Raw genomic sequence first — 24248 nt, forward strand, 5'->3', positions numbered from 1 at the left:
CAATGAACCCATCGATGCGACAATGAACTTATTGAGGTAAGTGCCGCTGAGCATACCCGACTATCGCGTGTGAGATTTCTTGTAGAACCCCCGTTTCCAGTTGCCAATGATGCCAATAAATCCGATGGGACATTAAAAAACCGGGAGTAACATCAACCAACGCGCCACGCTCTAGCTCGTCGGTAATTTGCAAACGAGGGATTAAGCAATAGGCTACACCAGCTAACGCCACTTTTAGAAACGCTTCAGAGCTGCTGATGTTATGGTGAATGACGCTATCAGGGCTGACATTGAAATGCTCGGTAAGAAAGGTTTTATGTAGGTCATCATATTGATCATACGAAACGGCCGGCGCCTTGGCCAACGTCTGGTTATTGACGCCTTGAGCAAAGTAACGCTGATAAAACTCCGGACTCGCGACACAAACGTAATCAACACGTCCCAAGTAATCCGCTCTACAGCCAGGTATCGGCTGGGATTCTAAGCTGATCGCCCCCGTCACTTCGCCACTTTTTAGCTTTTCGATGGAACGAGATTCACCATAGATAGTGAGTTTGAGTTCAACCTGACGCTGCTTCATGACATCTTGCAGTGCAGGCAGTAGCCAAGTAGCAAGGCTATCAGCATTGGTCGCCAAAGAGAGTTGTACAGGTCGAGTACTGGTATCATTCTTGAGTTCGGGCAGAATTTCATGCTCGAGTAAGCGCACTCGACGATAAAGGCCTAATAACTTTTTACCAATCGGCGTTGGCTTGGGTGGTTGACTACGAACCAAAACGGGTTGTGCGAGAAACTTCTCTAATTGTTTAATACGTTGAGAAATCGCTGATTGCGAGACAAATAAATGCTCAGCAGCACGCTCAAAGCTCCCCTGATAAACCACGGCATCTAATGCCTCAATCCATTTGTAGTCCAACCCTCTCATCCTACTCTTCCTCTCCTGATAAAACACCAACCCTTAAATTAGCTTGGCTAATATAATATTAAAATCATTAATTATACTTATTTAGATAAACTCTTTATCTTTCACTCTTCTGAGAATTTATTGGTTATTTTGAAGTGAGGTGAAGTGTGAGCTTGTGGGTTCTATTGCAAGGGTTTGGTTTAGGGGCATCAATGATCATTCCGATCGGCGCACAAAATGCGTATGTCTTAAATCAAGGCATAAAGCGCAATCATCACCTGACGACTGCCACTATTTGTAGCATCCTAGATATGATCTTCATTTCTCTAGGTATCTTTGGTGGTGGTGCGATTTTGTCTCAAAATGAAATCTTGCTAACATCGGTGACGCTTGGTGGTATTGCCTTCCTGAGCTTTTATGGATTACTGTCACTTAAGAGTGCGTTTAAGTCAGACAGTGAGTCAGAATCAAAAGGTGAAGTCGTCGCTCGTGGTCGTCGAACGGTCATATTAGGCGCGTTAGCCGTCACAGTACTTAACCCACACTTGTACTTAGATACAGTCGTTATTCTGGGCTCTATTGGTGGGCAGTTTGAAGGCCATGACCGAATTGCTTTTGCACTAGGTACGATGATGGCTTCCTTTGTTTGGTTCTATACCTTGTCGATAGGAGCCGCAAAACTAGGCCCTACCCTATCAAAGCCAAGAGTGAAAAAAGGCATCGACATCGCGGTCGCAGTAATGATGTTCACGATAGCGTATATTTTAGCTAGTGAACTTATTGAAAAGTACTGGTAATCAACAGGACAACAAAGACATGGAGTCACTAAAGCGTATCTATGATATCAATAGAGAGCGACTCAACGCGCTCTCTATTCCTTTTCGGGAATGGCAGCATGAAGCCATCTTAGACTTTGACACGGATATAAGAGTTGCGTCCGAGCTTGGATGGACAGGCACGCACACCAAAAGCCTCTTCTTAAAACTTAAAGGACAAGGCTACGCAATTTATCTAACAGAAAAAGACTCTCGCCTCGATGCCAAACAAATAAAGGCCGTCACAGGTAAACGCCCCTCAATTTGTGACGACGGTGAAATGGTCGAAGTGTTAGGTTGTTTGCCTGGAGCGGTATGTCCGATTGGCTTACCTGAATATGTCACGCTCATTGTTGATACAACCCTGTATCAACACGAAGAGTTGCTCTATACGCCAGGGTTGCCTGAATTCACCTTTGGCTTTGCCGGTAAACACCTAAAACGTCTATTGCTTGCCGGTAATCACATTCTTTATGAGATATAAAAAAGCGAGGCCAATTGGCCTCGCTTTCGAATATCTACCGCTTGTATTAAGCGTCGATTTTGTTCAGATGAACATCCATTTGTGGGAATGGAATTTCGATACCATTTTCATCCAGTGCTTCTTTAATACCTTGCATTGCATCAAAGTATACGCCCCAGTAATCTGCAGTTTTCACCCATGGGCGAACCACAAAGTTTACTGAAGAGTCTGCCAGTGTAAGTACACCGATTGTGATATCAGGATCTTTCAAGATACGCGGATCTTTTTCTAGCGTCTCGCGAATTACTTTCTTCGTTAGTTTAAGATCCGCTTTGTATGACACACCAATCACTAAGTCGACACGTCGCGTTGCATGACGAGAGTAGTTAGTAATTGCACCACCGATTACTGACGAGTTAGGCACAACAACCATCTTGTTGTCTGGTGTTTTTAGAACAGTTTGGAAGATTTGAATTGCTTCAACACTACCCGCTACACCGCCAATTTCTACGTAGTCGCCAGATTTGAATGGACGGAACGCAACAATGAGTACACCAGCTGCAAAGTTTGATAGTGAACCTTGTAACGCAAGACCAACAGCAAGACCTGCCGCACCGATTACAGCCACAACTGAAGCGGTTTGAACGCCTAATCGACCAAGAGCGGCGATAAGTACGATTACAAATAGCAAGTAACGAACAAGACCGTGAATAAATTCAACGACAGCCTTATCCATGTTTTTCTTTTCTAGTACTTTAGAAACACTACCAGCGACTGCTTTAACGATAATATTACCGATAAACAGAATAAGCAGCGCAGAGATAATGTTCACACCGTACTGAACCAGTAGATCTGAGTTGTTTGTCAGCCAAGTTTCAGCCTGAGTTAGACCATCCGTTAAAGTGGTATCGATACCCACCGATTCACCTGCCATAATTCTTATCCTCAAAAATAAAGATATATAAATCCAATTGCCGTTAATTTATGAACCTTGTTTTTTAAAGGCTCTTTTCTAAAACAACATCCCTATTGCCCCACTGAACAGTGTCAGATTTTTGGCACAATATCCCAACTTTGACTTTTTTCAAAGTCAGAGTTTCGCAAAGATATGCAAAACAAGACTTTATCAGAGTTTTCTGATATTGGCTTGTTACAGGTTACGCAATGCACTCTTATTTCGCCACTCCTATGACTGATATTCCTATGTTTTTATTTAAAAACGTTAAAGGGGGAACATCCCACCAGAAAATACAACCTGACGCATAAAGATATCAATAGGAAAACAGGGAAAGAAACATAGGGGCAAAATGATAGACATAAAAAAACCCGCTCAAAAAGCGGGTTTTTAAGTAACTTAATCAGTAACGATTATAGTACGTCAACTGCGTTTAGGTCAGCAAATGCTTGCTCTAGACGAGCTACCATTGAAGCTTGACCAGCACGTAGCCATACGCGTGGATCGTAGTACTTCTTGTTTGGTGCATCTTCACCAGTTGGGTTACCGATTTGACCTTGTAGGTAATCGTGGTTTTCAGCTTCGAACTTACGGATACCATCCCAAGTTGCCCACTGTGTATCAGTATCGATGTTCATTTTGATAACACCGTAACCGATAGACTCACGGATTTCTTCTAGAGAAGAACCTGAACCACCGTGGAATACGAAGTTTAGAGAGTTCGCTGGAAGACCGAATTTCTCAGAAACGTGCGCTTGAGAATCACGTAGGATAGTTGGAGTTAGAACAACGTTACCTGGTTTGTACACGCCGTGTACGTTACCAAAAGATGCTGCGATAGTGAAACGGTGGCTGATTGCGCTTAGTTTCTCGTATGCGTATGCAACGTCTTCTGGAGAAGTGTATAGCTCAGACGCATCCATATCAGAGTTGTCAACGCCGTCTTCTTCACCACCAGTACAACCTAGTTCGATTTCTAGAGTCATGTTCATTTTAGCCATGCGCTCTAGGTACTTAGCAGAAATTTCGATGTTCTCTTCTAGAGACTCTTCAGAAAGGTCGATCATGTGAGAAGAGAATAGTGGCTTACCAGTTTGCGCGAAGTACTCTTCACCAGCGTCTAGTAGACCGTCGATCCAAGGAAGTAGTTTCTTAGCTGCGTGGTCAGTGTGTAGGATTACTGGAACACCGTAAGCTTCAGCTACAGCGTGAACGTATTTCGCACCAGCAACAGCACCTAGGATTTGAGCTTCTTGACCTTCAAGTTTTAGACCTTTACCAGCAAAGAAAGCAGCGCCACCGTTAGAGAACTGGACGATAACTGGAGCTTTAACTTTTGCAGCTGCTTCAAGTACTGCGTTTACAGAGTCAGTACCCACACAGTTTACTGCTGGAAGTGCAAAGCTGTTTTCTTTTGCAACTTCAAATACTTTCTGAACGTCATCGCCAGAGATAACACCTGGTTTTACGAAGTCGAAGATCTTAGACATGGATGTAATCCTATTTATCTGTCGTTTTTAAACAAAACTTGTTAAGTTGAAAATCTTGCAAACGTTTGCTCACAACTGAGGCTATTCTAGCAGAGTTCCTCACACGTTGCAGCAAACAAGAAAGCGGGAGAATCACTCCCCCGCTTTGCTTTAATTACTTAGCGCGTGCTTCTAGCATTTCTACTGCTGGAAGAACTTTACCTTCTACGAACTCAAGGAAAGCGCCGCCACCTGTAGAGATGTAAGAAACGTCAGCTTTGATACCGAACTTGTCGATAGCAGCTAGTGTGTCACCACCACCTGCAACAGAGAAGCCTTCAGATGCTGCGATAGCTTCTGAGATACCTTTAGTACCTGCTTCGAAGTTCTTGAATTCGAATACGCCTACTGGACCGTTCCATAGGATAGTCTTCGCGTTCTTAAGGATTTCTGCTAGTTCAGCTGTTGAATCTGGGCCAAGGTCGAAGATCATGTCGTCGTCTTGTACTTCAGAAACGTGCTTAATTTCTGCTTCTGCGTTTTCGTCGAATGCTTTCGCACATGCAACATCAGTTGCTACTGGAATTGCACACTCATCCATTAGCTTCTTAGCAGTGTCTACTAGATCCGCTTCGTATAGAGACTTACCAACGTTGTGGCCAGCAGCTGCGATGAATGTGTTAGCAATACCACCACCAACAACTAGTTGGTCAGCGATTTTAGATAGAGACTCAAGTACAGTTAGCTTAGTAGAAACTTTTGAACCACCTACGATAGCAACCATTGGGCGAGCTGGGTTGTCCATTGCTTTACCTAGCGCTTCAAGTTCGTTTGCTAGAAGAGGGCCAGCACAAGCGATAGGTGCGTGCATACCAACACCATGAGTTGACGCTTGAGCGCGGTGAGCCGTACCGAATGCATCCATTACGAATACGTCACATAGTGCTGCGTATTTCTTAGATAGCTCTTCGTCGTTTTTCTTTTCGCCTTTGTTAAAGCGAACGTTTTCTAGAACAACAAGTTCACCAGCGTTTAGCTCTAGTCCATCTAGGTAGTCTTTTGCTAGCTTAACTTCACAATCTAGTGCGTCGTTTAGGTAGTTAACAACTGGTTGTAGAGAGAACTCTTCAGCGTATTCACCTTCAGTTGGGCGACCTAGGTGAGACGTAACCATTACTTTAGCGCCTGCTTCTAGGCAGTGCTTAATAGTTGGAAGAGATGCGATGATACGTGCATCTGAAGTTACTTTACCGTCTTTTACTGGCACGTTTAGGTCAGCACGGATAAATACACGTTTACCTGCAAGATCCAGGTCAGTCATCTTGATTACAGACATGATGTGTCCTCTCAAATATTGATAATTAAAGTTTTTGAAAACTCGGCAACCCTGCCAAGCCTGTTAATTCTTCAAACTGGTTATAGATGATATGGAGATATCATGGATTTATTTCAAGGCTTGAAATAAAAATTCTCCATCACTTCTTCGTCATTACTGCTCCACTTGAGAAGAAGCTTGCATTGCTAAGGCAGTATCCAGCATCCGGTTAGCAAAGCCCCATTCGTTGTCGCACCAAACGAGCATTTTTACGAGTTGCCCGTTACTCACTCTAGTCTGGCTTCCATCAACAATCGCACTATGGGGGTCGTGGTTAAAGTCGATGGAAACGAGTGGCGATTCAGTATAGTCAACAATGTTACGTAATGTACACTGAGATGCGTTAACAATGGTTTGATTTACGTCATTAACTTTCACATTTGTATTAATTGTGACACTTAAATCCATTGCGGTGACGTTAACGGTTGGGACACGAACAGAAATTGCTTCGAATTTGTTGGAAAATTTCGGGAAGATTCTTTCAATTCCCTTATGCAACTTAGTGTCAACCGGAATAATAGATTGGCTCGCTGCGCGGGTACGGCGTAGATCGTTATGGTACGCATCGATTACTTGCTGATCGTTCATGGAAGAGTGAATCGTGGTAATGGTACCGGACTCAATACCGAAGGCTTCGTCTAACACTTTAATGATGGGAACGATACAGTTGGTAGTACAAGAGCCATTGGAGACAACACGGTGCTCGTCTTTCAGAGTTTCGTGGTTCACACCATAGATAATCGTATTATCTATGTCGTTTGCGCCCGGGTGTGAAAACAGCACTTTCTTCGCGCCAGCTTCTATATGCGCTTGCCCATCGGCTTGTGAACCAAACACGCCAGTGCAATCCAAGACAATATCGACTTCTAAATCGCGCCAAGGAAGTAGTTCGAGTTCAGAGAGGTGAAGAATGCGAATAGAGTCATATTCGCCGCTGTCATGATGAACATGCAAATGTTCTTGGTCGTGGGAGATTTTTTTACCGAAGCGACCATGACTAGTGTCATATTGCAGTAGGTGCGCCATCGCTTCTGGCTGCGCTAACTCGTTAACCGCCACAACCTTGATCTGCTGATGTTTTCCGCTTTCATATACGGCTCGCAGAACATTACGACCTATACGTCCAAATCCATTGATCGCAACCTTTAGCATTTATCCTTCGCCCTACCAAAAATTTCGTGTCACAGATACTACCTGATCAGGCTGAAAAACGCACCTGTTGAATCATAGTAAAGCAGGATTAAAAAAGGCCGAGACAATGCTCGGCCTTATTACAACAATAATTAAAATGCGACGTCTAAACCTAACCAGTAGCGACGACCATCTTCGACATATCCGTATTCTTCGTAACTGATTTCCTCATCCAGCAAGTTATAGATCGCGCCTTTAATACGAGTATTATCGGTTAACTGGTATGTCACACCAGCGTCCACAAAGGTATAAGCAGGCTCTACGATACTGTTTCTTGATGGGCCAGTAACCGGATCCATTTCTTTACCTCGGTAAGTGACTTTAGCCCAGCTTTCTAGATCTGTTGTTGTTTGCCAAGTTACATCCACATTAAACAAATGCTTTGGTAACTGCTGCAGCGGCATGCCTTTGTATTCACCTGTTTTTTGCTCTGAGTCGGTAAATGTGTAGCTCGAGCTGAGGTAAATGGTTTCCGTTAATGGCGATGCTAAGGTCGCTTCAATACCTTGTGTGACCGCTTCGTCCACGTTAATGCGGTACGTTGGATCTGCACCCCATTGGTTTGGTCCATCTGTACAGATGGTATCTGGACAAACAACACGTGTGATCTTGTCTTTGAACTCATTATGGAACGCAGTCAAAGAGACATCTAAACCAGAGTCACCTTGATACAAGACACTGATTTCTTTGTTTAGCGACGTTTCAGGATCAAGGTCTGGGTTACCGTAGATATTACCGCCGCCACTGACTTGCGCCCAACCAGGAGTAATTTCACGTAATTGCGGAGAACGGAAACCTGTTGCCACACCGCCTTTCACAGTCCAAGATGGGTCAACTCGCCATACACCATAGACACGCGGACTAAAGTGCGCACCATAGTTTTCGTCATGATCTAGACGACCACCAAGCGTAACGCTAAACGGATCGGCGATTCTCCACTCATCTTCAATGAAAACAGCCCACTGCGTATTCGATGTTTCGGTCTTCGATGACGCTTTATTGGAAGTAAAATCCTCAAGTTCGGCATGAGTAGCATCCACACCGGTCGTCAACGTATGGTTTCCAATACCAGTCACCAAGCTCGATTTGAACGTGGTGTTGGTGATCGTCATCTCGCGAGATTTGTTCTCGCTCTCTTCACGTTGTAAGTAAGTATCTGAGATGCCAACCGAGTCCCAGTCGCCATTGTGACTTAGCGTTACATAATTACGACGATATTCGTTGAGTGAATCCTCACAACCTCTTCGGCAACCCGTCGTTGGTACGGAAAGGCCAACGTTACCGCGACGACTTTGTGCCGATGTGCCACCCTCTAGTTGCACAGAATGGCGGTCATTAATCTGGTAGGTCAGTTTTGAAGAGATACTTTGCATATCTTTATCTTCATAGCCGTATTCAATATCGTCTTCTTCTCTTGCGGTATACTGACCGTATACTTGGAGAGATAGATTTTCGGCTAGCGGCCCATTGACGAAGAAATTCGCGCTCTGCTCTCCGCCCGAGCGACTGTTTTCTTGCAGAACCGTGCCTAGCTGAACATTACCTGTCCACTCCATCGCGTCTTTTCGCGTGATCACGTTAATTACACCACCAATCGCATCAGAGCCATAAAGCGTCGACATTGGACCACGGATAACTTCAATTCGCTCAATCGCTTGAAGAGGGGGTAACCAGCCTTGTTCGATACCAGGGCCGTCACTATTTGGGCGAGTTTCACGTGTGCTTTGACGTTTACCATCGACCAGTATCAAAGTGTATTTAGAACCCATACCACGGATACTGATATCGGTAGTGTCACCACCACCTGTTACGACGACACCAGGCACGCTTTTTAGTGCATCAGTCACATCGCGGTAATAACGAGAGTCCAACTCCTCACGCGAAATCACACTAATACTTGCAGGCGCGTCCGCTTGAGATTGCTCATAACTTGATGCAGTTACAACCACTGTTTCCATTTTAGAAACCGCATCATTGGCAAACACATGAGGGACACTGACGAAGGCTAAAATACCAGTTGCAGTAATAACTGGCAGTCTAAGAGTAGACATCTACATCTCCATAATTGATAATGATTATTATTTTCGAAAGTGAATTATTCACAAATAGAATGAGATGCATAGTGAGAGTTATGGAACGGTTCTTCCCATTTATGGAACCCGTGCATAACGCAGTAAGGAGTAAATGAAATATGCACGACTTAGCATCAATTCGAGCCTTTGATGCGCTCAATCAGCATAAGAGTTTGACCGCCGCTGCCAAGGCCCTCAACCAGCCTAAATCAACGCTGAGTCGTCGCTTAGCACAATTAGAAGAAGATTTCGGTCAGGCTCTAACCGCAAGACAAGGTAACCGATTAGTTCTGACAAGAGCGGGAGAAATTTTTGCCCACTACAGTCGCCAGATTCTTGAGCTAAGTGAAGAGAGTTATGACGCGCTTCAAGGTTTAACAAACCAAGTTTCAGGGCCGCTGCATATTGTTTGTCACACAGCATTAGTTAGAAGTTGGCTAGGTGGTGTGCTCAACGGTTTTCTTGCCGATAATCCTGACGTTAGGGTTCAACTTACCAGTGACTTTTCTGAAGCGCACCATGACCCAGATTTGTTCATCTGGCTCGGTGAGCGTAAAGATCTCGATTGGCGCAAAGAGGTATTAGGCTCATTTCGTTACACACCCTTTGCCTCTCCAGCTTATCTTGAACAACACGGTTCGATCCTGCACCCCAAAGAGCTTGAAGCGCATCCGTGGATCGATTTTGGCTCTGTACAAGAAAATGGATTGATGCTCTCACACCCTCAACACGGTGAGTTCTTTTTAGAGCCATTTGTGAGTCGCTTGTACAGCGACAACATCGCAATGCAGATCGACAGCATCGCGAATGGTCATGGTATTGGACTGTTGCCAACTTGGACAGCAAGCGGCTACGAGAAACATCATCCGGGTCGAATCACACCTTGCTTAGAAGGTTGGCTTTCAGAGCCCATCTCCATTAACTGCTATACGCCTGCAGGAAGACCACCACTGCGCTTATCCGTACTTTTAGACTGTATTCACCAAAGCATTCCACATGGTTGGAAAACCTGACAAAAACAAAAAAGGCCATCGCAATGATGGCCTTTCCAACTTTACCATCTAACAGTCGTCCTTTACGTTCGACTATTGAGACAATCTAGCAGTTACACTAGCAATTCTTTTGCTGTGTTCACTACGTTTTCAGTCGTGAAGCCAAACATCTCGAATAGTTGACCAGCAGGTGCAGATTCACCAAATGTTGTCATGCCGATGATGCGACCATCGAAACCAACGTACTTGTACCAGAAGTCAGCAATACCTGCTTCGATAGCGATGCGTGCCGTTACGTCTGATGGCAATACTGCTTCACGGTAAGCGGCGTCTTGTTTGTCGAATGCATCTGTTGATGGCATTGAAACCACGCGTACTTTCTTACCTTCTGCTGTTAGTTGAGTCGCAGCTTCTACTGCTAGCTCAACTTCAGAGCCTGTTGCGATAAGGATAAGCTCTGGCTTGCCTTCGCAATCTTTCAGGATGTAAGCACCTTTCGCGATGTTCGCTACTTGCTCAGCTGTACGATCTTGTTGCGCTAAGTTTTGACGAGAGAAGATAAGTGCTGTTGGTGCATCTTTACGTTCAATCGCTAGTTTCCATGCTACGGCAGACTCAACCTGGTCACACGGACGCCATGTGCTCATGTTTGGCGTTACGCGTAGAGATGCCATTTGCTCAACCGGTTGGTGAGTTGGGCCATCTTCGCCAAGACCAATCGAATCGTGCGTGTACACTTGGATGTTCTGAATTTTCATCAGCGCAGCCATACGCATTGCGTTACGAGCGTATTCCATGAACATTAGGAATGTTGCGCCGTAAGGAACGAAACCACCGTGCAATGCGATACCGTTGATGATAGCGGTCATACCGAATTCACGTACACCGTAGTGGATGTAGTTGCCAGAGAAGTCATCCGTTTCTAGAGACTTAGAACCAGACCACATGGTCAGGTTAGAAGGCGCTAGGTCAGCAGAACCACCCATAAACTCAGGAAGCATTTGACCAAACGCTTCTAGTGCATTTTGCGATGCTTTACGTGATGCAATGTTCGCTGGGTTTGCTTGAAGATCAGCAATGATTTGGTTCGCTTTTTCTTCCCATTCCGCTGGAAGTTCGCCGTTTAGACGACGTTTAAGCTCTGCTGCTTCTGCAGGGTAAGCTGCTGCGTATGCTTCGAACTTTTCATTCCAAGCCGCTTCTTTCGCTGCACCTGCTTCTTTTGCATCCCACTCAGCGTAAACATCTGCAGGGATTTCAAATGGACCGTACTCCCAACCTAGGTATTCGCGAGCCGCTTGAATCTCATCGTGACCTAATGGTGCACCGTGACAATCGTGTGAGCCAGACTTGTTAGGAGAACCGAAACCGATAATTGTTTTAGTACAGATTAGAGTCGGACGAGGATCCGCTTTAGCCGCTTCAATCGCTGCGTTGATTGCTTCAGGATCGTGACCATCTACCGCTGGGATTACGTGCCAGCCGTAAGCTTCAAAACGCTTAGGTGTATCGTCAGAGAACCAACCTTCAACGTGACCGTCGATAGAAATGCCGTTGTCATCCCAGAACGCAATCAGTTTGCCTAGACCTAGCGTACCTGCTAGAGAGCATGCTTCGTGCGAGATGCCTTCCATTAGACAGCCGTCACCCATGAACACATACGTAAAGTGGTCAACGATGTCGTGACCTTCTTTGTTGAACTGTGCCGCTAGTGCTTTCTCTGCGATAGCCATACCAACAGCATTAGTGATGCCTTGGCCAAGAGGACCCGTTGTTGTCTCGATACCAGGCGCGTAACCGTACTCTGGGTGACCTGGGGTTTTTGAGTGCAATTGACGGAAGTTTTTCAGATCGTCAATAGATAGCTCATAACCGCTTAAGTGCAGTAGAGAGTAAATAAGCATTGAGCCGTGACCGTTTGACAGCACGAAGCGGTCACGGTCGGCCCACTCTGGGTTTGATGGGTTGTGGTTTAGGTGAGAGCGCCAAAGAACTTCAGCGATATCAGCCATACCCATTGGTGCGCCTGGGTGGCCTGAGTTAGCTTGTTGAACACCATCCATGCTTAGAGCACGAATTGCATTGGCAAGATGTTTACGAGACGACATGTCTGCTCCTGAGTACATTAAGCGAAACGAAAAGTAGGTCATAATTCTCTCAAAGCCCTGTTGGGTGTGCAAACGTTTTCCAGTCCAAAACCTCACAAATATTGCACCTTTCGCGCCAAATCGTTCGAAGTTCTTAAAATTATCAATAAATCAGGCAAACGTTTGGTTATAACAAAAACCAAAAAAGAGCTTGTAATTCGAGCAATCAAATTTAGAATAGACGTCTAGATGTAGATACACCTACAAAAATTAGTATTAATTTGCGCTGGAGAGTTTATCATTCCCCAGTTTTAAACCAGATATAGTGGAGCTAACATGGCTAAGCACCTGTTTACTTCTGAGTCAGTATCAGAAGGTCATCCAGATAAAATTGCAGACCAGATTTCTGATGCGGTTCTTGACGCGATTCTAGAGCAAGATCCAAAGGCTCGTGTTGCATGTGAGACTTACGTTAAAACCGGTATGGTAATGGTGGGTGGTGAAATCACGACTTCAGCATGGGTAGACATCGAAGAGTTAACTCGTGAAACCGTTCGTGAAATCGGCTACGTACATTCAGATATGGGCTTTGATGCAGATTCTTGTGCGGTACTAAACACAATCGGTAAACAGTCGCCAGATATCAACCAAGGTGTTGATAAAGCTGACCCTAAAGAACAAGGTGCAGGCGACCAAGGCATCATGTTTGGTTACGCTTGTAACGAAACTGAAGTACTAATGCCAGCGCCAATTACTTACTCTCACCGTCTTGTTCAAAAGCAAGCAGAAGTTCGTAAAAACGGCACACTACCTTGGTTGCGCCCTGATGCAAAATCTCAGGTAACATTCCAATACGATCAAGGTAACATCGTTGGTATCGACGCGGTTGTTCTTTCAACTCAACACTGTGATTCAATCTCAACTTCAGACCTGCGTGAAGCGGTAATGGAAGAGATCATTAAGCCAGTGCTACCTTCTGAGTGGATCAACAAAGAAACAAACTTCTTCATCAACCCAACTGGTCGCTTTGTAATCGGTGGTCCTATGGGTGACTGTGGTCTAACAGGTCGTAAGATCATCGTAGATACTTACGGCGGCGCAGCTCGTCACGGTGGCGGTGCGTTTTCTGGTAAAGATCCATCAAAAGTTGACCGTAGTGCAGCATACGCAGCACGTTACGTAGCGAAAAACATCGTAGCGGCTGGCATGGCTGACCGTTGTGAGATCCAACTTTCTTATGCAATCGGTGTTGCTGATCCAACGTCTATCATGGTGGAAACGTTCGGTACTGAGAAAGTATCTCACGACATCATCATTGAAGCAGTTCGTCAATTCTTCGACCTACGTCCATACGGCCTACAAGAAATGCTTAACCTTCTTCAACCTATCTACAAGAAGACAGCGGCTTACGGTCACTTCGGTCGTGAAGAATTCCCTTGGGAAGCGACAGACAAAGCTGCACTTCTACGCGATTTCGCTGGCATCAAATAATCAAGCCAAGCAAGAATCAATCAAGCCCTCGCCTATGGCGGGGGCTTTTTATTTTCAGCAACGTTTATCCAGCCATTTCAGCTCATACCGCCCTGCCCCACAAAGCAGTCCTGTTTCTCCCTCATTTTTATACCGAATAAATTTTAAGCAATTATTTGTAAATTATCCCATCTCCGCCAATAGTTAAAATATTGTTAATTCCAATTTAAATAGAGACGTCGGATGCTGGCGACTGTGGAAGCAACACTTAAGTAAAGACATGAGTCAGGCATCTTTATGGCCGATACCAAACTAAGCCAATGCTCAGATGTAAACTTGAAAAAGTCGCTTCAAGTTTGACTGAACAAAAACCGCTGTCAGTTGGTATAAGCGGATAATGTGGGAATAAATCAAGGAGGAGTTATGCCTCGAACTGTTAATCCATCGGACTTCCACAACAAGCGAAAGGAAGTGCCAGACAACGAATACGCCAGAACCATACCGTGCAATACGGTCAATCTTTCTGCACCTTTTCATTGGCTCGCATTAGGTCTGCATGATTTCGTGCGAATGCCGCTTATTAGTGCTTTCTATGGCATCTGTTTTATGGCAGCTGCCATAGGCATTGTTTTGCTCGTTCAGTGGCAAGGCACACACTTGGTCGTCATGCCCAGTTTGATTGTTTACATGTTAATCGGTCCGTTTCTCGCGCTCGGCTTGTATGATGCCAGTTGTGAGAGAGAGCGCGGACACAAAGCAAGCTTGTTCCATTCAATGAAAGCGATCGGTCGTAATTCAACATCTCAATGGGCATTCGCCGTGTTACTCGCAGTGTGTATGATATTTTGGATGCGTATTGCCGCTCTACTTCATGCGCTTTACCCTTCTGTTCAAGGGGCATCTTTAAGTGAGTTCCTCCCCTTCCTTGTCATCGGCTCTCTAGTTGGCTTTGTTTTGGCTTGTGTGGTGTTTAGCATTTCAGCCTTTTCTATTCCGCTCATGATGGAGCGTCGCGTAGACATGATGACCGCTGTATTTACTAGCTTTAATGCGGTGAAATCCAACATTCCAGCGATGATTGTTTGGGCGGCGATCATCTGCGGCGGTATTCTTATCGGCTTTGCAACGTACGGGATCGGAATGTTGTTTACCATGCCAATTCTAGGCTACGGTACATGGCACGCTTACCATGCCACCATCAAGAAAAAACACACTCCGTAATTAACTGATGCTATGATCTGGCCCTCGCGAATGCGGGGGCTTTTTTATTTGATTTATCGAGGTGAGTTGTGGATATAGAACTAAGCTATAAAGCCAAGCAAGTGATGGCGGACTGCATCGCGATGGCAGAGCAAGCTTTCAAACGTTCTTTTCCTATTCCAACGGTCACCTTCAACGTCCGCGGAAAAGCGGCAGGAAAAGCCTACCTTCAATTAAATCAAGTTCGCCTAAACCCCGTTTTATTTCGCGAAAACACCCAAGCATTCTTAGATGAAGTCATTCCTCACGAGGTGGCTCACCTGATTACTTATCAGGTTTACGGACGAGTTAGACCTCACGGCAAAGAATGGCAAGGTGTCATGGAAGCCGTATTTAAAGTGCCCGCCAAAACCACTCACAGCTTTGAAGTAAAATCCGTTCAAGGTAAAACCTTTGAGTATCGTTGTGGCTGTATGACCTACCCTCTATCAATTCGCCGTCATAATAAAGTGCTGCGCAAAGAGGCGACGTACTCTTGTCAGAAATGCCGCCAACCACTTAACTTCACGGGCATTCAGTTATCGTAATCTATATCTCATAGTGTTACTTGCGTTCCCAAAATAAAGATCGAGTTTATCAAAACCTTCCCTTCGCTATTTATTGTTAACTTACTCATCACTAAAGCTATTTTATGCGTGTTATCATGAATAAAGTCATACTTTATAAAGACTTTAATCATGAAATACCTATTCTCTTTGTTACTTATCGCGCTTTCTAGCACTGCGGTTGCCGCGCCACCAAGCTCATTCTCTGCCGCCAAACGTGAGGCGGTAAAAATTTATCAAGACCATCCAACGAGCTTTTACTGTGGCTGCAACATTCAATGGCAAGGCAAAAAAGGCTCCCCAGATTTAGCCTCTTGCGGTTACCAAGTCCGTAAACAGGAAAAGCGGGCCGCACGAATCGAATGGGAGCATGTGGTACCTGCGTGGCAGTTTGGCCACCAGCGTCAATGCTGGCAAGATGGTGGACGTAAAAACTGCAAGAAAAAAGACAAAACCTTTCGCTTGATGGAAGCAGACCTGCACAACCTAACCCCTGCCATTGGTGAAGTAAACGGTGACCGTTCGAACTACAACTTTAGCCAATGGAACGGTATCGATGGCGTGAGTTATGGTCGCTGTGAGATGCAAGTGAACTTTAAGCAGCGTAAAGTCATGCCACCAGACCGTGCTCGAGGTTCGATTGCTCGTACCTACCTATACATGAGCAAAGAGTACGGCTTTAAATTATCAAAACAGCAAACACAGTTGATGAGTGCTTGGAACAAAACCTACCCAGTCGATAAATGGGAATGTGAGCGTGACGAGCGCATTGCCAAAGTACAAGGCAATCATAACCCATTTGTTCAAAAAGCCTGTCGCGCACTCTAGTGCTCCTCTACCTTGAAGCGTTTCAATAACTGATATTGAAACGCTTCTTGCCCCTTGTTTTTTCGGTGTAAAGCATCCATGTTAGGGTTTAAGTTTATTCTCTTGCTGGAAATCTCATGCGTATCCCTCGAATTTATCATCCAGAAACCATTCATCAACTTGGCTCACTTGCTTTAAGTGACGACGCAGCAGGCCATATCGGCCGTGTTCTGCGAATGAAAGAAGGCCAAGACGTTCTCCTATTTGACGGCAGCGGCGCAGAATTCCCAGCGGTTATCAGTGAAGTCAGCAAAAAGACGGTTTTGGTTAACATTACTGAGCGTGTAGAAAACAGTATTGAATCCCCTTTAGACCTGCACCTTGGTCAAGTTATTTCACGTGGCGATAAGATGGAGTTCACTATCCAAAAGTCAGTGGAACTTGGCGTCAATACCATCACACCTCTGATTTCCGAACGTTGTGGCGTCAAGCTTGACCAAAAGCGCTTTGAGAAAAAACTCGCGCAATGGCAAAAAATCGCCATCAGTGCCTGTGAGCAGTGTGGACGCAATGTCGTTCCAGAAATTCGTCCAATTATGAGCTTGGAAGAGTGGTGTAAAGAAGAGTACGATGGCTTAAAGCTCAATCTTCATCCTCGTGCTAACTACTCAATCAACACACTACCAACACCGGTTGAAAAAGTGCGCCTACTGATCGGCCCTGAAGGCGGTTTATCGTCTGAAGAGATCGAGATGACTCGAGAATATCAATTTGAAGAAACGCTACTCGGCCCTCGCGTTCTGCGCACCGAAACAGCGGCTCTGACAGCAATTACAGCCTTACAAGTTCGTTTCGGCGATCTTGGTTAAACGGAGAAAAATAATGATCAAACTCGGCATTGTGATGGACCCAATTTCGTCCATTAACATCAAAAAAGACTCTAGCTTTGCCATGATGCTTGAAGCGCAACGACGCGGCTATGAAATCCACTACATGGAAATGAATGATCTGCATCTCGATCAAGGCGTTGCCATTGCAGATACTAAAGTGGTGGAGCTAAAAGAAGATCCAAACGGTTGGTACGAGTTCAAATCAGAGCAAACGATCGAACTGTCTGAGCTAGACGCTGTACTAATGCGTAAAGATCCTCCGTTTGACACAGAATACATCTACGCGACTTACATCCTTGAGCGTGCAGAAGAACAAGGTGCACTGATCGTTAACAAACCTCAAAGTCTACGTGATTGTAATGAAAAACTGTTTACAGCGTGGTTCCCTGAGCTGACACCAACGACAATCGTGACGCGAAAAGCAGAGAAAATTAAAGAGTTTCGTGAAAAACATGGTGATGTCATCCTAAAACCGCTTGATGGTATGGGCGGCGCATCTATCTTTCGCGTAAAAGAAAACGACCCTAACGTCTCTGTAATCATCGAGACACTGACCAACCACGGTCAAAACTACGCAATGGCGCAAACCTTCGTGCCAGATATCAGCAACGGTGACAAACGTATCTTAGTCGTAGATGGTGAACCAATGCCTTACTGTCTAGCTCGTATTCCTGCAAAAGGTGAAACGCGCGGTAACCTTGCAGCTGGTGGCACAGGTGAGGCTCGACCACTAAGCGAGACCGATATTAAGATTGCTCAAACTGTGGCTCCTACACTGAAAGAAAAAGGCCTTATCTTTGTTGGCCTTGACGTAATTGGCGACAAGCTAACAGAAATCAACGTCACCAGCCCAACCTGTATTCGCGAAATTGAAGCGGCTTTTGACATCTCAATCACTGGCAAACTGATGGATGCGATTGAGCGTCGAGTAAAAGGCGAATAACTCAAACTGTATTACAGTTAATAGAGAGCGTAGTACATTAACTTAAGCAAACTCATGCACATACCTAGATGGTAAACTGTATGATGTTTGCTTAAGGGCATTTACGAGAGTTAAGGGTCAATATGAGTATGAATCTCACAAATCACTTTTTAGTTGCCATGCCTGGGATGAAAGATCCGTACTTTCAAAACAGCGTGATCTACGTTTGTGAGCACAACGAAGACGGCGCTATGGGATTGATGATCAATGCTCCTGTTGATATCACCGTCGGCAACATGCTCAAGCAGGTGGAAGTTCAGCCAGTACACCCGCGCCTATTTGAAGCCAGCCTAGATAGACCAGTCTACAATGGCGGCCCAATCTCGGAAGATCGTGGTTTTATTCTGCATAAACCTAAAGATTACTACGAGTCCAGCGTCCAAATGACCGATGACCTCGCAGTAACCACTTCACGTGATATTCTTTCGGTGTTAGGAACAGAAGCAGAACCAAGTGATTACTTAGTGGCACTTGGCTACTCAGGTTGGAGTGCAGGCCAATTAGAAAATGAGCTGGTCGAAAACTCTTGGCTCACCATTGAAGCGACGCCTGAAATTATCTTTAATACACCAATCAACGAGCGTTGGAAGAAAGCGGTCGAAAAGCTGGGCATCGACCCCAGTCATCTTTCAGCAGACTCTGGACATGCTTAGTCCGAATATACAGTTAGATTAGATAGAGACACCTTATGTCACGCACAATTATGGCTTTTGACTTTGGGACCAAAAGCATTGGTAGCGCTATTGGCCAAGAAATTACTGGTACGGCTTCCCCATTAAAAGCCTTTAAAGCCAATGACGGTATTCCAAATTGGGACGATATCGAAAAGCAAATCAAAGAGTGGCAGCCAGATTTGCTAGTGGTCGGTTTACCAACTGATCTTCATGGCAAAGACCTTGAGACCATAACCCCTCGTGCACGAAAATTTGCTAAGCGTCTGCAAGGCCGATACGGCTTACCTGTTGAACTGCATGATGAGCGTTTATCTACAGCAGAAGCTCGTGCGGAGTTGTTCAGCATGGGCGGCTACAAAGCCCTATCGAAAGGGAATGTGGACTGCCAGTCAGCGGTGGTGATTCTAGAAAGCTGGTTTGAAGCCCTCTGGGGTGAATAAAACACAATACTCAAAACAAGAAAAGGTTGGCAAGTGCCAACCTTTTTTCGTCTAAACACGCTTAATCCATATCGATCTTAACGTTAGCAAGACTGCCCGTAGAGAATGCTTCGCCACGCTGTGTTTTCAACATCAAGCGCAAATCATTCGCCGAATCAGCACTGTGCAGCGCGTCCTCTTCGCTGATCTTACCTTGCATCACCAACTTATAAAGAGATTGATCGAACGTCAGCATACCAAACTCATTTGAGCGAGCCATGGTTGACTTCAACTCATGCAAATCTCCGCGACGGATCAAATCCGACACACGTGGGCTATTTAGCAAGATCTCAAACACACCATGACGCCCCTGCCCATTCTTATCTCGGATCAGCTGCTGACCAACCACACCTTTTAGGTTCATCGACAAATCAAACAAGAATTGTTCTTTTTGATCTTTCGGTACCAAGTGAAGAATACGCTCTAAGGCTTGGTTGGCGTTGTTGGCGTGCAAAGTTGCCATACACAGGTGACCTGTTTCAGCGAATGTCATCGCGTATTCCATTGTTTCACGGCTACGGATCTCGCCAATCAAAATCATATCTGGCGCTTGACGCAGCGAGTTTTTAAGCGCAACTTCATAGCTTTCCGTATCTAACCCAACTTCGCGTTGAGTCACGATACAGCGCTTGTGCTCATGCACGAATTCGATCGGATCTTCGACCGTCAAAATGTGCCCCGTCTTGTTGCTGTTTCGATAGCCCGTCATTGCCGCCATTGTGGTGGACTTACCTGACCCGGTAGCACCAACCACCAGCACCAAACCACGCTTGGCTATCGCTAAATCTTGCAACACTAACGGTAACTTTAATTGCTCAAAGGTGGGAATATTGGTTTCAATACGACGAATCACCGCACCCGGTAATTCCCGTTGAAAAAAGGCACTAACACGGAAGCGGCCACAATCTCTCACAATGGCAAAATTCGACTCACGACTTTTACGAAATTCCTGACGCCGATCTGGCTCCATAGCGCTGTCGAGTAATGCCGCGACATCACTCTCGGTAAGTTTTTCACCCTGTGGTCGCAATTCGCCATCCACGCGAAACAAAATTGGCGCACCAACCGTGATGTAAAGATCCGACGCTTTCAGCGCCAGCATACCTTCGAGAAATTTATTTAGATCCATCTTCCGTGTTCACCTACGTATTACGAGAATTGCTGCACTTCTAACCCGATCTTACTATCGACCTCTTCACGAGCGACCATACCTTGTGCCATTAACTGACGAGCATTTTGCTCCATGGTTTGCATGCCGTGAGCCGCACCAGTTTGAATGATCGAATACATCTGCGCGACTTTGTCTTCACGGATCAAGTTACGAATCGCAGGCGTTGCCATCATGATTTCATGGCATGCAATACGGCCACCACCATTACGTTTCAATAATTTTTGTGCGATAACCGAACGAAGGGATTCAGAAAGCATCGAGCGCACCATGTCTTTATCGCTGCCAGGGAACACATCGATAATACGGTCAATGGTTTTTGCCGCCGAGCTGGTGTGTAACGTGCCGAACACTAAGTGCCCCGTTTCCGCCGCCGTTAACGCAAGACTGATGGTTTCTTTGTCACGCATCTCACCAACCAGAATGACATCCGGGTCTTCACGTAATGCGCTGCGCAGTGCGTTTTGGAAACTATGCGTATCACGGTGTACTTCACGCTGGTTGATCAAACATTTATTGTGGTTGTGAACAAATTCAATCGGATCTTCAATTGTGAGTACGTGCTTGTTGTGATTACGGTTAATGTAGTCAACAATGGCTGCTAAGGTCGTCGATTTACCAGAACCTGTTGGGCCAGTAACCAGAACTAAGCCTTTTTCAGCGTTCGCAATTTTTTTGAAGATCTCGGGAGCTTCCAGCTCTTCCAAAGTTGGAATGCTACTTGGAATGGTACGGAATACTGCCGCACAGCCACGAGATTGGTTGAAAGCGTTGACACGGAAACGACCAACGTTATGCAACTCAAAAGAGAAGTCGACTTCGAGTTTTTCTTCGAACTCACTGCGTTGGGCATCGTTCATGATTTCGAAAACCAAACGATGCACTTCTTGGTGTGTAAACGCTGGAATGCCTAGTTTTCTCACATCCCCATCAATACGAACCATTGGTGGGACACCTGCAGAAAGATGTAGATCTGAGGCATTATGTTTTACACTAAAATCCAGTAACTCAGTGATATCCATTTAAAATCCTTAAGTCTAAAGTACAGCTATGAGTAGTATTCAACAAAATATTGAACATATCACCTCTCAAATTCGATATGACGAGCAAAAATGTGGTCGAACTCCAGAGTCAGTGCAACTTCTAGCGGTAAGCAAAACTAAACCTGTCGAGGCAATTCTCGAAGCCTACCAAGCGGGACAAACCGCCTTTGGTGAAAACTACGTCCAAGAGGGCGTCAGTAAAGTTCAGCACTTTGCCGAGCATTATCCAGATAATCGAATCGAATGGCACTTCATTGGCCCGATTCAGTCGAATAAATCGCGACTTGTTGCTGAACATTTCGATTGGGTTCACACCATCGATCGAACCAAGATTGCTCAACGCCTGAATGATCAGCGTCCCAGTGAACTTAAACCGCTACAAGTTCTGATTCAGGTTAACACCAGTGGTGAAGCATCTAAGTCTGGTGTCACCGAAGCGGAAGTATTCGAGCTGGCGGAGTTGATTTCTCGCCTACCCAACCTCACTTTAAGAGGGTTGATGTCGATTCCTGCCAACGTGTCTGACTACGAATCACAACTTCATGAGTTTCAGAAGTTGGCCACATTGAAGCAAACACTCGAAGCTCAGTTCCCAGAAATCGATACATTATCAATGGGAATGAGTGGTGATATGACCGCTGCAATCGAAGCTGGTAGTACAATGGTTCGTATTGGAACCGCTATTTTCGGCGCACGAGACTACAGCTAAATTAACAAAACGCTCACTCGCGACATAAATTCGTCGTTAAATTAAAGAGTAAATCGCGCAATCATCTTACTCGCCAATAGGAGCAGTAAGTAACAGCGGCGCCATTATACACCTGAGCGCACAACAAACTCTAAATATCATGATGGAAATCAGACAAATGGAACATAAAAAAATCGCCTTCATTGGTGCTGGCAACATGGTGAGAGCCATTGTTTCTGGCTTGGTTGCTAACGGATACCCAGCGCAAAACATTACCGCGACAGCGCCTTCAGAGGCACGCCGTCTTCCGCTAGAACAAGATTTTGGCATCCGTACCACCAGCGATAACATCCAAGCTGCGACCGAGGCGGATGTGGTGGTATTGTCTGTGAAACCGCAAATGATGGCTGATGTTTGTAAACCACTGCAAGCGATCGATTTCACTAATAAACTGGTGATTTCTATTGCCGCTGGCATCAACTGTTCACGATTGGATGATATGCTAGACACCAAATTGAACTTGGTTCGTGTTATGCCAAATACGCCATCACAACTTGGGTTGGGCATGAGTGGTTTATTCGCACCAGCCCATGTAACTGAGCAAGACAAAGCTTTTGCCGCAGAGTTAATGGAAGCGGTCGGTAAAGTATGTTGGGTTGAGCAAGAGTCTGGCATCAATAATGTGATTGCCGCAGCAGGCAGTGCTCCGGCATACTTCTTCCTGTTTATGGAGGCGATGCAAGCAGAAGCGATTGCTCAAGGTTTTGATAAAGACACCGCTCGACTATTGGTTCAGCAAGCTGCATTGGGCGCGGCCAGTATGGTGGTTAGCAACCCAGAAACTGAGCTATCGACCCTGCGTGAGAACGTGACATCGAAAGGTGGGACTACGGCAGAAGCACTGCGTACATTCAACGAACATCAACTTTCAGATATTGTTGCTAAAGCCATGCAAGCTGCTGTGGCTCGCGCGGAAGAAATGGAAAAACTGTTTTAATTATTTGGATGAACTCCGTTTAGTATCATCCATCACTTGTTAAGGGTACCTTATGAATTCAATGAGTTTTCTCATCTCAACCCTATTTGACCTGTACATCATGGTCGTAATTTTGCGAATTTGGTTGCAAGCTGCACGCGCAGACTTCTACAACCCATTCTCGCAATTCATAGTAAAAGCGACTCAACCGGTCATTGGCCCACTGCGCCGCATTATCCCTTCCGTGGGGAATATTGACCTAGCAACCGTGTTGTTTGCCTACGTGTTGTGTGTGCTTAAATTTGTCGTTCTGATCCTGATAGCTTCGAACGGTTCCGTCTCTTTCAGCGCTGATTTCTTGTTCTTAGGCTTGTTATCATTAATCAAAGCCGCTGGAGGTCTGCTGTTCTGGGTACTATTGATCCGTGCAATTTTGAGCTGGGTAAGCCAAGGTCGCAGCCCTATCGAGTACGTATTCCATCAATTAACCGAGCCAATGTGCGCACCAATCCGTCGTATTATTCCGGCTATTGGTGGTCTTGATTTGAGCGTACTGGTACTGTTTATCGGCTTGCAGTTCGCGAACTTCTTGATGGGTGATATCATTGGTCCAATTTGGTTCCAGTTATAATGTCAGCCGCAGTTTGGCAAGATGGCGAGGACATCATCCTAAAGCTCTATATTCAACCTAAAGCAAGCCGCGATAAAATTGTTGGCTTGCATGGTGAAGAGCTCAAAATCGCCATTACTGCTCCACCTGTCGATGGCAAAGCTAATGCGCACCTCACTAAGTTCTTAGCCAAGCAGTTTAAAATCGCTAAGGGTTTGGTTCACATAGAAAAAGGTGAATTAGGACGGCACAAACAAATTCGGATAGAATCACCTACCCAGATACCGACAGAAATTAAAGCCATCTTATGATGGCTTTTTATTTACAATTTTG

The 24248-nt window shown here is 45.3% G+C and carries 24 protein-coding genes; 15 read left to right on the forward strand and 9 right to left on the reverse strand.

Going from position 1 to position 24248, the window contains the following annotated elements; all coding sequences use genetic code 11:
- Positions 1-28: 28 nt before the first annotated feature.
- Positions 29-925, reverse strand: a complete 897-nt coding sequence (locus tag ACWYVB_RS12615) for a LysR family transcriptional regulator ArgP (protein WP_046875104.1) — start codon at positions 923-925, stop codon at positions 29-31.
- A gap of 146 nt (positions 926-1071) precedes the next feature.
- Here ACWYVB_RS12615 and ACWYVB_RS12620 point away from each other — a divergent pair, with 146 nt between their 5' ends.
- Together ACWYVB_RS12620 and ACWYVB_RS12625 are read left to right on the forward strand one after the other, a co-directional pair.
- Positions 1072-1701, forward strand: coding sequence for a LysE/ArgO family amino acid transporter (locus ACWYVB_RS12620; RefSeq protein WP_012841398.1), 630 nt, complete (start codon positions 1072-1074; stop codon positions 1699-1701).
- Between the two features lie 19 nt (positions 1702-1720).
- Positions 1721-2203: a YbaK/EbsC family protein gene (locus tag ACWYVB_RS12625; protein WP_104974797.1), complete on the forward strand. Its 483-nt coding sequence runs from the start codon at positions 1721-1723 to the stop codon at positions 2201-2203.
- A 46-nt stretch (positions 2204-2249) separates the two neighbouring features.
- On the opposite strand, the gene mscS is transcribed toward ACWYVB_RS12625, so the two are convergent.
- From mscS to ACWYVB_RS12650, 5 genes are all read right to left on the reverse strand, one after another.
- Positions 2250-3116: a small-conductance mechanosensitive channel MscS gene (mscS, locus tag ACWYVB_RS12630; RefSeq protein ID WP_005393946.1), complete on the reverse strand. Its 867-nt coding sequence runs from the start codon at positions 3114-3116 to the stop codon at positions 2250-2252.
- 434 nt (positions 3117-3550) lie between these two features.
- Positions 3551-4627, reverse strand: coding sequence for a class II fructose-bisphosphate aldolase (gene fbaA, locus ACWYVB_RS12635; RefSeq protein ID WP_005393947.1), 1077 nt, complete (start codon positions 4625-4627; stop codon positions 3551-3553).
- A 154-nt stretch (positions 4628-4781) separates the two neighbouring features.
- Positions 4782-5942 (reverse strand): phosphoglycerate kinase, encoded by a 1161-nt coding sequence (locus ACWYVB_RS12640; RefSeq protein WP_005393948.1) that lies wholly within the window; start codon positions 5940-5942, stop codon positions 4782-4784.
- A 153-nt stretch (positions 5943-6095) separates the two neighbouring features.
- A complete protein-coding gene (gene epd / locus ACWYVB_RS12645) occupies positions 6096-7133 on the reverse strand; it encodes an erythrose-4-phosphate dehydrogenase (protein ID WP_006743084.1) in 1038 nt (345 codons plus the stop codon).
- Positions 7134-7264: 131 nt separating this feature from the next.
- A complete protein-coding gene (locus ACWYVB_RS12650; protein ID WP_005393952.1) occupies positions 7265-9223 on the reverse strand; it encodes a ligand-gated channel protein in 1959 nt (652 codons plus the stop codon).
- A 140-nt stretch (positions 9224-9363) separates the two neighbouring features.
- Between ACWYVB_RS12650 and ACWYVB_RS12655 the strand changes: the two genes are divergently transcribed.
- Positions 9364-10257: a LysR family transcriptional regulator gene (locus tag ACWYVB_RS12655; protein WP_395222552.1), complete on the forward strand. Its 894-nt coding sequence runs from the start codon at positions 9364-9366 to the stop codon at positions 10255-10257.
- Between the two features lie 92 nt (positions 10258-10349).
- Here ACWYVB_RS12655 and tkt read toward each other — a convergent pair whose 3' ends face one another.
- Entirely contained in the window at positions 10350-12344 is a 1995-nt protein-coding gene (tkt, locus tag ACWYVB_RS12660) for a transketolase (protein ID WP_282150601.1), read from the reverse strand.
- Between the two features lie 315 nt (positions 12345-12659).
- On the opposite strand from tkt, the gene metK reads away from it, so the two are divergent.
- The 8 genes from metK to ruvX all read left to right on the forward strand — a co-directional run bounded on the left by metK (position 12660) and on the right by ruvX (position 19391).
- Positions 12660-13814 (forward strand): methionine adenosyltransferase, encoded by a 1155-nt coding sequence (metK, locus tag ACWYVB_RS12665; protein ID WP_005381027.1) that lies wholly within the window; start codon positions 12660-12662, stop codon positions 13812-13814.
- Positions 13815-14216: 402 nt separating this feature from the next.
- Positions 14217-15014 carry a DUF2189 domain-containing protein gene (locus ACWYVB_RS12670; protein WP_457529083.1) on the forward strand — a complete coding sequence of 266 codons (798 nt, stop codon included), beginning with the start codon at positions 14217-14219 and terminating at the stop codon, positions 15012-15014.
- Positions 15015-15082: 68 nt separating this feature from the next.
- On the forward strand, positions 15083-15580 hold the full coding sequence (locus ACWYVB_RS12675; protein WP_395222553.1) for a SprT family zinc-dependent metalloprotease: 498 nt from the start codon (positions 15083-15085) through the stop codon (positions 15578-15580).
- A 150-nt stretch (positions 15581-15730) separates the two neighbouring features.
- Positions 15731-16426, forward strand: coding sequence for a deoxyribonuclease I (gene endA / locus ACWYVB_RS12680; protein ID WP_047008832.1), 696 nt, complete (start codon positions 15731-15733; stop codon positions 16424-16426).
- A 116-nt stretch (positions 16427-16542) separates the two neighbouring features.
- Entirely contained in the window at positions 16543-17274 is a 732-nt protein-coding gene (rsmE, locus tag ACWYVB_RS12685) for a 16S rRNA (uracil(1498)-N(3))-methyltransferase (protein ID WP_005393970.1), read from the forward strand.
- A 13-nt stretch (positions 17275-17287) separates the two neighbouring features.
- Entirely contained in the window at positions 17288-18238 is a 951-nt protein-coding gene (gene gshB / locus ACWYVB_RS12690) for a glutathione synthase (protein ID WP_006743090.1), read from the forward strand.
- 128 nt (positions 18239-18366) lie between these two features.
- The gene (locus tag ACWYVB_RS12695; protein ID WP_005393973.1) at positions 18367-18930 is read left to right on the forward strand and encodes a YqgE/AlgH family protein; all 564 of its coding nucleotides are present in this window, start codon (positions 18367-18369) and stop codon (positions 18928-18930) included.
- 35 nt (positions 18931-18965) lie between these two features.
- The gene (gene ruvX, locus ACWYVB_RS12700) at positions 18966-19391 is read left to right on the forward strand and encodes a Holliday junction resolvase RuvX (protein ID WP_005381017.1); all 426 of its coding nucleotides are present in this window, start codon (positions 18966-18968) and stop codon (positions 19389-19391) included.
- 61 nt (positions 19392-19452) lie between these two features.
- On the opposite strand, the gene ACWYVB_RS12705 is transcribed toward ruvX, so the two are convergent.
- On the reverse strand, positions 19453-20559 hold the full coding sequence (locus tag ACWYVB_RS12705) for a PilT/PilU family type 4a pilus ATPase (protein WP_006743091.1): 1107 nt from the start codon (positions 20557-20559) through the stop codon (positions 19453-19455).
- A gap of 20 nt (positions 20560-20579) precedes the next feature.
- A complete protein-coding gene (locus ACWYVB_RS12710) occupies positions 20580-21620 on the reverse strand; it encodes a type IV pilus twitching motility protein PilT (RefSeq protein WP_395222554.1) in 1041 nt (346 codons plus the stop codon).
- Between the two features lie 28 nt (positions 21621-21648).
- Between ACWYVB_RS12710 and ACWYVB_RS12715 the strand changes: the two genes are divergently transcribed.
- From ACWYVB_RS12715 to yggU, 4 genes are all read left to right on the forward strand, one after another.
- Positions 21649-22350: a YggS family pyridoxal phosphate-dependent enzyme gene (locus ACWYVB_RS12715; protein ID WP_054575409.1), complete on the forward strand. Its 702-nt coding sequence runs from the start codon at positions 21649-21651 to the stop codon at positions 22348-22350.
- Between the two features lie 157 nt (positions 22351-22507).
- Positions 22508-23326 carry a pyrroline-5-carboxylate reductase gene (gene proC / locus ACWYVB_RS12720; RefSeq protein ID WP_012841394.1) on the forward strand — a complete coding sequence of 273 codons (819 nt, stop codon included), beginning with the start codon at positions 22508-22510 and terminating at the stop codon, positions 23324-23326.
- Positions 23327-23378: 52 nt separating this feature from the next.
- A complete protein-coding gene (locus tag ACWYVB_RS12725; RefSeq protein ID WP_012841393.1) occupies positions 23379-23936 on the forward strand; it encodes a YggT family protein in 558 nt (185 codons plus the stop codon).
- On the forward strand, positions 23936-24226 hold the full coding sequence (gene yggU, locus ACWYVB_RS12730) for a DUF167 family protein YggU (RefSeq protein ID WP_005393980.1): 291 nt from the start codon (positions 23936-23938) through the stop codon (positions 24224-24226). The genes ACWYVB_RS12725 and yggU overlap by 1 nt, the downstream gene beginning before the upstream one ends.
- Positions 24227-24248: the final 22 nt, after the last annotated feature.

The organism is Vibrio sp. JZG10, from assembly GCF_054064075.1.

Coding starts and splice junctions, on each gene's coding strand:
- ACWYVB_RS12650 (WP_005393952.1), bottom strand. CDS start 9,223: ATGTCTACTCTTAGACTGCCAGTTATTACTGCAACTGGTATTTTAGCC.
- ACWYVB_RS12725 (WP_012841393.1), top strand. CDS start 23,379: ATGAATTCAATGAGTTTTCTCATCTCAACCCTATTTGACCTGTACATC.
- ACWYVB_RS12640 (WP_005393948.1), bottom strand. CDS start 5,942: ATGTCTGTAATCAAGATGACTGACCTGGATCTTGCAGGTAAACGTGTA.
- ACWYVB_RS12655 (WP_395222552.1), top strand. CDS start 9,364: ATGCACGACTTAGCATCAATTCGAGCCTTTGATGCGCTCAATCAGCAT.
- ACWYVB_RS12670 (WP_457529083.1), top strand. CDS start 14,217: ATGCCTCGAACTGTTAATCCATCGGACTTCCACAACAAGCGAAAGGAA.
- yggU (WP_005393980.1), top strand. CDS start 23,936: ATGTCAGCCGCAGTTTGGCAAGATGGCGAGGACATCATCCTAAAGCTC.
- proC (WP_012841394.1), top strand. CDS start 22,508: ATGGAACATAAAAAAATCGCCTTCATTGGTGCTGGCAACATGGTGAGA.
- rsmE (WP_005393970.1), top strand. CDS start 16,543: ATGCGTATCCCTCGAATTTATCATCCAGAAACCATTCATCAACTTGGC.
- ACWYVB_RS12695 (WP_005393973.1), top strand. CDS start 18,367: ATGAATCTCACAAATCACTTTTTAGTTGCCATGCCTGGGATGAAAGAT.
- ACWYVB_RS12615 (WP_046875104.1), bottom strand. CDS start 925: ATGAGAGGGTTGGACTACAAATGGATTGAGGCATTAGATGCCGTGGTT.
- ACWYVB_RS12710 (WP_395222554.1), bottom strand. CDS start 21,620: ATGGATATCACTGAGTTACTGGATTTTAGTGTAAAACATAATGCCTCA.
- gshB (WP_006743090.1), top strand. CDS start 17,288: ATGATCAAACTCGGCATTGTGATGGACCCAATTTCGTCCATTAACATC.
- endA (WP_047008832.1), top strand. CDS start 15,731: ATGAAATACCTATTCTCTTTGTTACTTATCGCGCTTTCTAGCACTGCG.
- epd (WP_006743084.1), bottom strand. CDS start 7,133: ATGCTAAAGGTTGCGATCAATGGATTTGGACGTATAGGTCGTAATGTT.
- metK (WP_005381027.1), top strand. CDS start 12,660: ATGGCTAAGCACCTGTTTACTTCTGAGTCAGTATCAGAAGGTCATCCA.
- ACWYVB_RS12715 (WP_054575409.1), top strand. CDS start 21,649: ATGAGTAGTATTCAACAAAATATTGAACATATCACCTCTCAAATTCGA.
- ruvX (WP_005381017.1), top strand. CDS start 18,966: ATGTCACGCACAATTATGGCTTTTGACTTTGGGACCAAAAGCATTGGT.
- tkt (WP_282150601.1), bottom strand. CDS start 12,344: ATGTCGTCTCGTAAACATCTTGCCAATGCAATTCGTGCTCTAAGCATG.
- ACWYVB_RS12625 (WP_104974797.1), top strand. CDS start 1,721: ATGGAGTCACTAAAGCGTATCTATGATATCAATAGAGAGCGACTCAAC.
- fbaA (WP_005393947.1), bottom strand. CDS start 4,627: ATGTCTAAGATCTTCGACTTCGTAAAACCAGGTGTTATCTCTGGCGAT.
- ACWYVB_RS12705 (WP_006743091.1), bottom strand. CDS start 20,559: ATGGATCTAAATAAATTTCTCGAAGGTATGCTGGCGCTGAAAGCGTCG.
- mscS (WP_005393946.1), bottom strand. CDS start 3,116: ATGGCAGGTGAATCGGTGGGTATCGATACCACTTTAACGGATGGTCTA.